Here is a 10,994-nt window from a genome sequence, read left to right as displayed (position 1 = left end):
CCCCCGCGCAGCGCCGACTCGGCGGCGACGGCGCAGACGCGGTGGCCGCCCTCGGACCGGCGGTCGCGGCCGTGCTCGCGGAGATCGCCGGCTGATCCTGAGCGGTCGACATCTGCGGCATAAGCGGTTCGGGTTGCAGGGGAGGGGAACACGCCGCGGCTTGCCGCGTAGCTTGCAGCGACAAACCCATCCCTCAGGTGTCCGCCGACGCGTCACAACGTTCGCGTGCTTGCAATCCGCGTCATGCCCCGCCAAGCAGGCCAGGCGCTCGCCGGACATTTGCCCGCCCGATCCACGAGCCCGGAGTTACGGATGCCCAAGATCACCTACGTCGATCATGCCGGAACGGCGAGGACCGTCGAGGGCAGCGTCGGCGCCACCGTCATGGAGACGGCGTTGCGCAACAACGTGCCGGGGATCGACGCGGAGTGCGGCGGCGCCTGCGCCTGCGCCACCTGCCACGTCTACGTGGCCGACGATTGGGCCGAGGCGGTCGGGCCGGCCGAGGACATGGAGCAGGACATGCTCGATTTCGCTTCCGACGTGAAGGCGACGTCCCGGCTCTCGTGCCAGATCCGCATCAAGCCCGAGTTCGACGGGCTCACGGTGACGACGCCGGCCCGCCAGGGCTGAGCGATCGGGTTCAACGCAGCAGCGCCCGCATCGCCCCGTCGAGGCCTTCCAGCGTCAGCGGGAACATGCGGTCGGAGAACAGCCGCCGCATCATCGCGATCGATTGCGTGTAGCCCCATTGCGGCGCCGGCACCGGGTTGAGCCACACCGCCTTCGGGAAGTGCGCGAGCACCCGTTGCACCCAGGCCGCGCCGGGCTCCTCGTTCCAGTGCTCCACCGATCCGCCGGGCGCCGCGATCTCGTAGGGGCTCATCGATGCGTCGCCGACGAACACCACCCGGTAGTCCGACGGATAGGTGCGGATCACGTCGACGAGCGGCGTCGCTGCGTCGTGGCGGCGGCGGTTCTCGGTCCACACCGCCTCGTAGGGGCAGTTGTGGAAGTAGAAGTGCGCGAAGTGCTTGAACTCCGAGCGCGCGGCCGAGAACAGCTCCTCGACCTGCTCGACGTGCCAATCCATCGAGCCCCCGACGTCGAGAAACAGCAGCACCTTCACCGCGTTGCGCCGCTCCGGCCGCAGGCGCACGTCGATGTAGCCCTGGCGGGCGCTCTCGCGGATCGTGCCGTCGAGGTCGAGCTCGTCGGCCGCCCCGGTGCGGGCGAAGCGGCGCAGCCGCCGCAGGGCCAGCCGCATCGTGCGGGTCCCGAGCTCGACGGTGTCGTCGAGATCCTTGAACTCGCGCTTGTCCCAGACCTTCACCGCGCGGAAGTTGCGGTTGCCGTCCTGGCCGATGCGGATGCCCTCCGGGTTGTAGCCGTAGGCGCCGAAGGGCGAGGTGCCGCCGGTGCCGATCCACTTGGAGCCGCCCTGGTGGCGCTCCTTCTGCTCGGCGAGCCGCTGCTTCAGGGTCTCGAACAGCTTGTCCCAGCCGAGCGCCTTCATCTCCGCCTTCTCGGCATCGGTGAGGTACTTTTCGGCGAGCTTGCGCAGCCATTCCTCCGGAATCGCGGTTGGCGCCACAGCCTCGCCGACGGTTTCCAGGCCCTTGAAGACCGACCCGAACACCCGGTCGAACCGGTCGAGATGGCCCTCGTCCTTCACCAGGGCCGTACGGGCGAGAAAGTAGAACTCCTCGACCCGCTTCTCGGCGAGGTCGCGCTCGAGCGCGCCCAGCAGGACCAGGTACTCGCGCAGGGAGACGGGGACGCGCGCCTCGCGCAGCGCTGTGAAGAACTGAAGCAGCATCGCTCGATAACGCGCCGCGGCGGGCATCGGGTCAAGCGCCGGTCGCGATCACCTGAAGGGCGGTGCGGCGGGACGATGGGCTCCGGCAGGCCAGGATTCCTGGGTACAAGTCCTCATTCCTGTTGATATCCCGTCGAGTCGGGCTCGCACGGTCACGCAAACAGTCATCGGAATCGATCATCTCGGATGCATCGAGTCCAGCCGGGCGTGGCGAGAGTCAACATGCCCGGAATCAGGAGGTCTGCGATGGCAGTCATCCTACGCAACATGTCCGAATTCAAGCGGTTTCTCGGGAAGCCGGGCGCGATGATTCAGGTCGTTCGCAACACCTTCATGGATCGCCAGCCCGAGGCGGCCCGCGCGGCCTACCGCGACAAGGGCATGTACCTGCCGCGCACGGTCCAGGCGATCTCGCGCAAGGCGGCGGTGTTCGCGCTGAAGGGGCATCCGGGAACGGTCTGGCTGTACTGGGACAAGGGCGCCCGCGGCTGGCGCTTCAACGGCGACACGGTGACGGTGCCGCTCTCGATGGGGCTCGGACCGCCCGACGAGATCGTCTACCGCTGCAGCTTCGCAGAGGGGCTCGAGCCGGCCCGCGCGGTCCGGGCGGCCAAGCCGGAGGCGCGCGACTGGCACGGCGAGGCGATGCCGAACCTGATCTGACCGCAGGCGCGCGGCGTCCGCGCCCGGCTCAGGCGCGCCGCACCACCGGAGCGGGCTCGTCCTTGGGAGGCGCCTCGCGCGGCGCCTCGTGCGCCTTGCCGACGGTGCGTCGCGCCCGGAAGACCGGGCGCGTATCGGTCTCCTTGCGCTTGAGCATCGCGCGGTACTCGTCGCGGCGCTCGTGGATCGAGGCGATGACGAGGCCCATCGGCACGCCGACATCCACCAGCACCGCCTCCGACAGCTGAAGCGAGGCCTCGATCGTCTCCGGCACCGCGTCGTCGACGCCGAGCTCGTAGAGCGCGGTCGCGTGCTTGGCGTCGCGGGCGCGCGCGACGATGGTCAGGTCCGCCCGCTCGGCGCGGGCGGCCATCACCACCGCCTCGACCGCGTGCGGGTTGTCGAGAGTCACCACCAGCGCCCGCGCGGTGGCGATGTCGCAGCGGCGCAGCAGCTCGGTGTTCGAGGAATCGCCGAAATAGACCGGCTTGCCGAGCCGGCGCTGCTCGGCGACGCGGGCGGCGTCCGCGTCGAGGGCGAGGTAGGGGATCTTGTGGCGGGCCAGCATCTCCCCGACCTGCCGACCGACCCGGCCGTAGCCGGCGACGATGACCCGGTCCTGCTGCTTGTCCGGCGGCGGGTCGGCCCGCACCCGCCCGGCCTGGTTCTTCGAGGCGCGCTTCCCGATCCGCCGGCCGAGCGCCGCGAGGCCCGGGATCATGATCATCGTCACGGTGGTGACGATCAGCGCCGCGCCCCCGACCGGCTCCGGCACCAGGCCGCCGGCCATTGCGCCGCCGATCAGCACGAAGGCGAACTCGCCGCCCGGCCCGAGCAGCATCGCGGTCTCCAGGGCGACGGCGCGAGAGAGCTTGAGCGCGGGCGCCGCCATCACCACGACCGCCGCCTTGATGAACAGCAGCGCGAAGGCGAGCCCGAGGATCGCGCCGGGCGCCGCCAGCAGCTGCGCGGGATCGAGGTTCATCCCCACGGAGACGAAGAACACCCCGAGCAGGAGCCCCTTGAACGGATCGATCGTGGCCTCGATCGCCCGGCGGTACTCGGTCTCGGCGAGCAGCAGCCCGGCGACGAAGGCGCCCAGCGTCATCGACAGGCCCGAGGCGGCCGCCGTCAGCGCGGTCGCGACGATGACGAGCAGGCAGGCCGCCATGAACAGCTCGGCCGACTTGGTGCGCGCCACGAGGTGGAACAGCGGCCGAAGCGCGAGGCGGCCGGCGACCACGATCAGCACCAGGGCGATCGCCGCCTGGGCGAGAGCCAGAGCCAGCGCGCCGCCCATGTCGGCGCCGTCGCTGCGGCCCGACACCGCGATCGCGAACAGGACCGGCGCCACGGCAAGGTCCTGGAACAGCAGCACCGCGAAGCTCGCGCGCCCGGCCGGCGTGTTGAGCCGCCGCTGCTCGGCCAGCACCGGCAGCACCACGGCGGTGGAGGACAGCGCCAGCGCGATGCCGACGATCACCGCACCCGCCAGCGGGACCTTCAGCCCGAATAGGATCGACCCGATCACCAGGGCCGAGCAGATCACCTGGATCGAGCCGAGGCCGAAGACCAGGCGCCGCAGCGTGCGCAGCCGCTCCCAGGACAGCTCGACGCCGATCATGAACATCAGGAAGATCACGCCGAACTCGGCGAGATGCGCGATCTCGGTGCGGTTGCCGATCGTGAACAGCGAGACCCAGTGGAACTGGTCGGCGAAACGGCCGAGCCCGAACGGCCCGAGGAGCGCGCCGGCCCCGATGAAGCCCAGCACCGGGCTGATGCGCAGCCGATGGAACAGCGGCACCACCACGCCCGCGGTGACGAGGAACAGGATCGCTTCCTTATAGGAGCCGGCATGGACGTCGGGCATCGGCGGTCGGTTCGAACCTCTTGGTCGGGTGGCGCTGCTTTGGGTCGCCGCGATCATGCGAGGTGGGCGCCGCGCGAGCAACCTCGAAACGCCGCCGCGGCGCGATTGGCCGGCCGCTCCGTCCGAATTCGCGACTTCGAAGTGAGGCATTTGCGCCACCCCGGATGCGGTTCCGGTGGATGGCCGCCATGCGGCCCAAATTCGGCACAATGCCCGCTTAGCGAAAACGATTAACGAACGGTTACGCTCAACCGCGCGTCGCATACGATCCGAGCTTAGAGAGCCCCATGCGAAAGATGCCCCCGAGCCGGGAGGTCCAGCGCGAGCGCCGTGCCTGGGCCATCGAGTCCGACAGGTGGACGCACGAGCGCCATGTCGAGAAGGGCTATCGCATCAAGTGGGGCTACGTCGCGATCGCCTACCTCGTCGAGTTCATGGTCATCGGCGCCTCGCTCTGGGGCGCCTGGCTGTTCGCGGCGGTCTACAGCGACGGCGACAACCACGCCTTCTACTTCATGCTGCTGGCGCCGCTGGTCTACGCCGCGGTCGAGCTGTGCCGCGTGCCGCTGGGCATCCTGGCGCGGACGCAGCGCTCGTACTTCATTCGGGCGCTCGCGGTCGTCGGCATCATCTTCGCCGCCGGCGTGACGACGAAGTCGGTCTCGCAGCTCGGCGAGATGATGTTCCATCCCCGCCTGATGGAGGCCTCCAAGACCAAGACCGCGCTCAAGGACGCGCAGGCCGACCGGAGCACCATCGACAACCGCATCGCCTCGGCCGACGCCCGGGTCGCGCAGTACACGACCGAGCTCGACCAGATCGAGAAGCGCGCCGCGGACAACGCGGCGCAGCTCTCGGCGCTGCCGGCGCAGCGCTGCGAGAAGGTGTTCGGCACCAACAGCCGCGGCGTGCGCTACCAGAACCTGAAATGCGTCACCGACCCGCGCACCGCCACGCTCTCGTCGAGCGTCGCCAAGGCCTCGGCCGATCGCGGCGTGCTGACCAAGGATCTCGAGGAGGCGCGCAAGGCCCGTGCGCAGCTCGACCGCGGCGCCGCCGAGCGCAAGGTCGCAGACGCCGAGCAGGCCTACCGCAACGCCGTGAACCGCTCGCAGCTGCACTCCTTCACGGCGATGGTCTACGGCGTCGACCCGATCGACGTGTCCGAGCAGCAGGTGCACGCCTTCCTGCGCATCTTCGTGTTCCTGCCGGCCCTCTGCGCCGCCTTCGCCTCGACGATCCTGGCGCTCTGCGCTGTCTCGGTGCGCAAGACCTTCATGGACGAGGACGACCTCGGCGCCGCCGTGAACCCGGAGGCGACCCCCTACATGCTGGAATCGATCACCGAGGCGCTGAAGCAGAACCTCGAGCCGGTGCTGCCGCGGCAGAACCGTGAGGCGGCGACGGGCGCGGTGATCCCGATCAACCGCCCGGCCACGGGGATCGCCCCGGGGATCGCGGCCGCGAACCAGCCGAACCTTCCGGCCGCCAGCGCGGGAGCGGGCGCATGAGCTACGTCGCGCAGGGGTCGCCGGAGAACATCGCGCTCGCGCAGCAGGTCAACGGCCGGCTGCGGGCGGAATCCCGCATCGTCTTCGCCCGCGCCTTCCTGTTCCGGGCGGCAGGCGCGGGGATCTTCACCGCGCTGGCCGGCATCGGCATCGGCGCGGCGGCCTACGGCTGGGCCATGATGAACCAGTTCGACACCGCCGCCGAGAAGATCGCCGCCGCGATGCAGGCGGCGCTCTCCGACGTCACGCTCAAGACCAAGGGCGAGGTGACGCTGACCGACAACGTGCTGAAGCTCGAAGGCGGCCTGCCGAAGGCCGCCGGCGCCCCGACGCCGACGAAGGCGCAGCTCGGGCCCGACGCGGCGCCGGCTTCGAAGGCGATCGTTAACACAACCTTCACCGTGTTCAAGCAGGTGCCCTATCTCGACGGGCAGATCGTGACCGGCTGGAACTTCAAGGACAGCGCCGACCAGCCCTACCAGCAGTACTGCTACTTCTCCCGGCGGTCCAACGAGTCGAAGGGCCAGGTGGAGATCAAGATCGATCTCGCGATGGACGGTAAAACCCTACCGCAACCGCAAAAATCGGACGTGAATCTTGCGATCCTCGCCTCGAACTGCGTCTGGCACGACGGCAAGTCGCTGTAACGCAGGACGACACGACGCCATCGCACGAAAAAACGGGTCCGAGGAAACGCTTCCCTAACCGCTCGCGCGCCAGGATGCGTCTGCACGAACGTGCGTGCAGACGTGATCCGAGTACCGCCGATGGACGACCTTCTGCGCGAGTTTCTGACTGAGAGCGGCGAGCATCTCGACACCGTCGACACGGAACTCGTCCGGTTCGAGCAGGATCCGAACAACGAGACGATCCTCCGGAATATCTTCCGCCTCGTGCACACCATCAAGGGAACCTGCGGCTTCCTCGGCCTGCCGCGGCTGGAAGCGCTGGCGCATGCCGCCGAGACCCTGATGGGTCGCTTCCGCGACGGTCTCGCGGTGACCAGCCCGGCCGTCAGCCTGATCCTCGCGACGCTCGATCGCCTGAAGCTCATCCTCGCCGACCTCGAAGCCACCGGGACCGAGCCCGCGGGCAGCGACGCCGACCTGATCGAGGCGCTGGAGCGCATGTCGCTCGGCACGCCCGAGGCCGCCGCAGCTCCCAAGCCCAAGATCGCCGAGCCCAAGCTCCCGGAGCTTAAGATTCCGGAGCCGAAGCTGCCCGAGATCGTCGTGCGCGAGAGCAAGCCCGGCGAGGTCTCGCTCGAGGACCTCGAAGCCGCGTTCCTCGCGGCCCCCGGCCCTGACGATGCCCCCTCCGCCTGGATGCCCGAGCCGGCGCCGATCGCTCAGGCGCCGGTCGCCCCAGCTCCGATCGCACAGGCACCGGCGGCCCCCGTGCAGGAAGCTCCGGCCCCGCTCGCGAAGGCCCCGGTGTCGGGCGATGCGCCGGCCGAGGCCCCCGAGGGCGGCCTGGCCAAGATGCAGACCATCCGGGTGAACGTCGACACCCTCGAGCACCTGATGACGATGGTGTCCGAGCTGGTGCTGACCCGCAACCAGCTCCTCGAGATCGCGCGCAAGCACGAGGATTCGAGCTACAAGGTCCCGCTACAGCGGCTCTCCCACGTGACGGCCGAGCTGCAGGAAGGCGTCATGAAGACGCGCATGCAGCCGATCGGCAACGCCTGGCAGAAGCTGCCGCGGGTGGTGCGCGACCTGTCGAGCGAGCTCGGCAAGCAGATCGACCTGGTGATGCTCGGCGCCGAGACCGAGCTCGACCGGCAGGTCCTTGAGGTCATCAAGGACCCGCTGACCCACATGGTCCGGAACTCGGCCGACCACGGCCTCGAATCGACCATGCAGCGGATCTCGGCCGGCAAGCCGGCCCGCGGCTCGATCCGCCTCTCGGCCTACCACGAGGGCGGGACCATCACGATCGAGATCGCCGACGACGGCAAGGGGCTCGATCTCGTCGCGATCCGCAAGAAGGCCGTGGAGCGCGGGATCGCGACCCAGGCCGACGTCGAGCGCATGACCGACGCGCAGGTCGCCAAGTTCATCTTCGACGCCGGGTTCTCCACCGCGGCCGCCGTCACCTCCGTCTCCGGCCGCGGCGTCGGCATGGACGTGGTGAAGACCAACATCGAGACCATCGGCGGCGTGATCGACATCGCCACGCAGAAGGGCGTCGGCACCACCTTCACCATCAAGATCCCGCTGACGCTGGCGATCGTCGCCGCCCTCATCGTCCGGGCCGGCGAGAGCCGCTTCGCGGTGCCGCAGCTCGCGGTGCTCGAGCTGGTGCGGGTCGACGCCACCGCGCCGCAGCGGATCGAGCGCATCAACGATGCGCCGGTGCTGCGCCTGCGCGAGCGGCTGCTGCCGATCGTGACCCTCAAGGGCCTGCTCGGCCAGGACGACACCGGGACCGAGACCGGCTTCGTGGTCGTGGCCCAGGTCGGGCGCCAGCGCTTCGGCATCCTCGTCGACGAGGTCTTCCACACGGAGGAGATCGTCGTGAAGCCGATGTCCTCGAAGCTGCGCCACATCCCGCTGTTCGCCGGCAACACCATCCTCGGCGACGGCGCCGTGGTGCTGATCGTCGACCCGAACGGCATCGCGCGGCAGGTCAGCCAGGGCGCGCAGGGCGGCGGCCCGATCGAGGCCGAGGCCGAGGCGGCCGAGCTCGGCGACCCGAAGACCACGCTCCTCGTGTTCAAGGGCGGCGCCGGCAGCTTCAAGGCGGTTCCGCTGTCGCTCGTCACGCGGCTGGAGGAGATCGACGCCGGCAAGGTCGAGTGGCTCGGCGGGCGTCCGCTGATCCAGTATCGCGGCCGGCTGATGCCGCTGGTCCCGGCCGACGAGGCCATCGCGATCCGCACCGAGGGGACGCAGGCGCTGGTGGTGTTCTCCGACGGCGACCGGGCGATGGGCCTCGTGGTCGACGAGATCGTCGACATCGTCGAGGAGCGCCTCGACATCGAGATCGCGGCCGAGCGTTCGGACCTGATCGGGTCGGCGGTGCTGCGCGGCCGCGCCACCGACATCATCAACATCGCCCACTTCCTGCCGCTGGCCTACGACGACTGGGCGCGCGGCGCGAAGGCGCCCTCGGCGAAGACCGCCACGCTGCTGCTCGTGGACGATTCGGCCTTCTTCCGCGACATGCTGAGCCCGGTGCTGAAGGCCGCCGGCTACCGCGTCGTCACGGCGCCCGGTGCCGAGGAGGCGCTCGCCATCCTCCAGGCGGATGCGCGGATCAGCGTCGTGGTGACCGACCTGGAGATGCCGGGCCGCAGCGGCTTCGATCTCGTCGGCGCGATGCGGGCGGGCGACCCGCGGGTCGCCGGCCTCCCGGTGATCGGCCTCACCGGCACCATCGGGGCCGATGCGGTCGAGCGGGCCCGCACCCTCGCGATCAGCGACCTCGTGGCGAAGTTCGACCGCAGCGGCCTCGTCGCGGCGCTCGCCGAGCTCGATGCCGCGCCGAACGCGGCGCTCCGCGCCCACGCCGCCTGAGACCGGCCCGTCCCGACGGTGCCGCGCCGATCCCGGCGCGAACCGACCATCCTGGTTTGACGGCGCCGCGACGCCGGGGAGACACCACCATGCAGGCTGCCAACAGCAACGCCACGGAGGCGGGAACGACCCAGGACTTCGTGACCGTCTTCGTCGGCGACACGATGTTCGGGCTCGCCATCGACCGGGTGCACGACGTGTTCATCCCGGCCGGCGTCACGCCGGTGCCGTTGAGCCCACCCGAAATCGTCGGCCTGCTGAACCTGCGCGGACGCGTCGTCACCGCGATCTGCCTGCGCCGCCGGCTCGGCCTTCCGGCGGCCGAAGGTGCGGCGCGCATGGCGATCGGCCTTGAGCAGGGCGGCGAGACCTTCGCCCTCGTGGTCGACGGCGTCGGCGAGGTGCTGAAGCTCGGTGTCGAGACGCACGAGCCGGTGCCGATCAACCTGGATGCCCGCTGGCGCGACCTCGCCCTCGGCGTCCATCGCCTCGACGGCCGGCTGCTCGTCATTCTCGACGTCAACGCGCTGCTGGTCTTCGCGTCCGAACGCGCCGGCGCGACCGCAGCGTGACGTCGCCGACAGCAAAGAGCCGAGAGGGCAAGACGCCGTGACCATCGCTTCAGCCGAAACCCGCACCTGCCTTGTGGTCGACGATTCCGCCGTGATCCGGAAGGTGGCGCGGCGGATCATCGAGACGCTCGGCTTCGACGTCTCGGAAGCCGAGGACGGCAGCGACGCCCTGCTGCGCTGCGCCGAGGCGATGCCCCAGGTCATCCTGCTCGACTGGAACATGCCGAACATGGACGGCTACGCCTTCCTCCAGGCCCTGCGCCAGCGGCCCGACGGCAACGGCCCGAAGATCCTGTTCTGCACGACCGAGAATGACGTCGGCGCCATCGCCCGGGCCCTCCGGGCGGGCGCGGACGAGTACATCATGAAGCCGTTCGACCGCGACATCCTGACGGCCAAGCTCGAGCAGGTCGGCGTCGTCCAGGCCGCGGCCTGACGCAGGCCCGATCCGGCTGCCCGCGTCGGCTCGGTCGAGCTGGCTGGACCGCGACGTCGAACGACCCCCACTCCCCCATCGTCATTGGGATGCCGAACCCATGCTGGCCGCCAACCCGAGCCTCGCGCCCAAGCCGTGGGCGACCGCGTCCGTGCCGATCAAGGTGCTGATCGCCGACGACTCGGCTGTGGTGCGCGGGCTCGTCGCGCGCTGGATCGGCGAGGCCGGCTTCACCGTCGTCGGCACCGCCTCGAACGGCCGAATCGCCGTGGAGATGATGACGCGGCACGATCCGGACGTGGTGCTGCTCGACATCGACATGCCCGAGCTCGACGGCACCGAGGCGCTGCCGCGCATGCTCGCGGCCAGCCCGACCGTGCAGGTCGTGATGATGTCGACGCTGACGACGCGCAACGCCGACATCTCGCTCAAGTGCCTCGCCCTCGGCGCGGTCGACTATCTCGCCAAGCCCGAGAGCAACCGCGGCGTCACCACCTCCGACGCCTTCCGCGCCGACCTCGTGGAGCGGGTGCGGGCGGCGCCGAACAGCCGCACCCGCTCCACGAGGTCGGCGAGATGCTCGAGAAGATCGGCGCGGC

Annotated in this window: 10 protein-coding genes; 8 read left to right on the top strand and 2 right to left on the bottom strand. The window is 70.0% G+C overall.

Annotated features, from left to right (window positions below; all coding sequences use genetic code 11):
* Positions 1 to 312 precede the first annotated feature (312 nt).
* Positions 313 to 633 (top strand): 2Fe-2S iron-sulfur cluster-binding protein, encoded by a 321-nt coding sequence (locus tag FV230_RS17700; protein WP_147726980.1) that lies wholly within the window; start codon positions 313 to 315, stop codon positions 631 to 633.
* A 10-nt stretch (positions 634 to 643) separates the two neighbouring features.
* Here FV230_RS17700 and FV230_RS17695 read toward each other — a convergent pair whose 3' ends face one another.
* Positions 644 to 1,819 (bottom strand): VWA domain-containing protein, encoded by a 1,176-nt coding sequence (locus FV230_RS17695; protein WP_147843333.1) that lies wholly within the window; start codon positions 1,817 to 1,819, stop codon positions 644 to 646.
* Between the two features lie 246 nt (positions 1,820 to 2,065).
* Between FV230_RS17695 and FV230_RS17690 the strand changes: the two genes are divergently transcribed.
* Positions 2,066 to 2,482, top strand: coding sequence for a hypothetical protein (locus FV230_RS17690; RefSeq protein ID WP_147726978.1), 417 nt, complete (start codon positions 2,066 to 2,068; stop codon positions 2,480 to 2,482).
* Positions 2,483 to 2,510: 28 nt separating this feature from the next.
* Here FV230_RS17690 and FV230_RS17685 read toward each other — a convergent pair whose 3' ends face one another.
* Positions 2,511 to 4,355, bottom strand: coding sequence for a cation:proton antiporter (locus tag FV230_RS17685; RefSeq protein WP_147726977.1), 1,845 nt, complete (start codon positions 4,353 to 4,355; stop codon positions 2,511 to 2,513).
* A 287-nt stretch (positions 4,356 to 4,642) separates the two neighbouring features.
* On the opposite strand from FV230_RS17685, the gene FV230_RS17680 reads away from it, so the two are divergent.
* The 6 genes from FV230_RS17680 to FV230_RS17655 all read left to right on the top strand — a co-directional run.
* Positions 4,643 to 5,866 (top strand): ATPase, encoded by a 1,224-nt coding sequence (locus FV230_RS17680; RefSeq protein ID WP_147726976.1) that lies wholly within the window; start codon positions 4,643 to 4,645, stop codon positions 5,864 to 5,866.
* Positions 5,863 to 6,513 carry a hypothetical protein gene (locus FV230_RS17675; RefSeq protein WP_147843332.1) on the top strand — a complete coding sequence of 217 codons (651 nt, stop codon included), beginning with the start codon at positions 5,863 to 5,865 and terminating at the stop codon, positions 6,511 to 6,513. The genes FV230_RS17680 and FV230_RS17675 overlap by 4 nt, the downstream gene beginning before the upstream one ends.
* A gap of 120 nt (positions 6,514 to 6,633) precedes the next feature.
* A complete protein-coding gene (locus FV230_RS17670) occupies positions 6,634 to 9,387 on the top strand; it encodes a hybrid sensor histidine kinase/response regulator (RefSeq protein WP_147843331.1) in 2,754 nt (917 codons plus the stop codon).
* Positions 9,388 to 9,476: 89 nt separating this feature from the next.
* Positions 9,477 to 9,959: a chemotaxis protein CheW gene (locus tag FV230_RS17665; protein WP_147726973.1), complete on the top strand. Its 483-nt coding sequence runs from the start codon at positions 9,477 to 9,479 to the stop codon at positions 9,957 to 9,959.
* A gap of 43 nt (positions 9,960 to 10,002) precedes the next feature.
* Positions 10,003 to 10,395, top strand: a complete 393-nt coding sequence (locus FV230_RS17660) for a response regulator (protein ID WP_147726982.1) — start codon at positions 10,003 to 10,005, stop codon at positions 10,393 to 10,395.
* Positions 10,396 to 10,495: 100 nt separating this feature from the next.
* The coding region (locus FV230_RS17655; RefSeq protein ID WP_147843330.1) for a response regulator at positions 10,496 to 10,994 on the top strand (499 nt) is incomplete at its 3' end.

The organism is Methylobacterium sp. WL6, assembly GCF_008040095.1.
In the GTDB taxonomy this organism is placed as follows: Bacteria; Pseudomonadota; Alphaproteobacteria; order Rhizobiales; family Beijerinckiaceae; genus Methylobacterium.
The sequence above is the reverse complement of the archived record's forward strand: the minus strand, read 5'-3'. Positions and strand labels throughout refer to the sequence as shown.

Bases quoted from the DNA above. Each gene is read 5' to 3' on its own strand.
- FV230_RS17700 (WP_147726980.1), top strand. From the start codon at position 313: ATGCCCAAGATCACCTACGTCGATCATGCCGGAACGGCGAGGACCGTC.
- FV230_RS17695 (WP_147843333.1), bottom strand. From the start codon at position 1,819: ATGCTGCTTCAGTTCTTCACAGCGCTGCGCGAGGCGCGCGTCCCCGTC.
- FV230_RS17690 (WP_147726978.1), top strand. From the start codon at position 2,066: ATGGCAGTCATCCTACGCAACATGTCCGAATTCAAGCGGTTTCTCGGG.
- FV230_RS17685 (WP_147726977.1), bottom strand. From the start codon at position 4,355: ATGCCCGACGTCCATGCCGGCTCCTATAAGGAAGCGATCCTGTTCCTC.
- FV230_RS17680 (WP_147726976.1), top strand. From the start codon at position 4,643: ATGCGAAAGATGCCCCCGAGCCGGGAGGTCCAGCGCGAGCGCCGTGCC.
- FV230_RS17675 (WP_147843332.1), top strand. From the start codon at position 5,863: ATGAGCTACGTCGCGCAGGGGTCGCCGGAGAACATCGCGCTCGCGCAG.
- FV230_RS17670 (WP_147843331.1), top strand. From the start codon at position 6,634: ATGGACGACCTTCTGCGCGAGTTTCTGACTGAGAGCGGCGAGCATCTC.
- FV230_RS17665 (WP_147726973.1), top strand. From the start codon at position 9,477: ATGCAGGCTGCCAACAGCAACGCCACGGAGGCGGGAACGACCCAGGAC.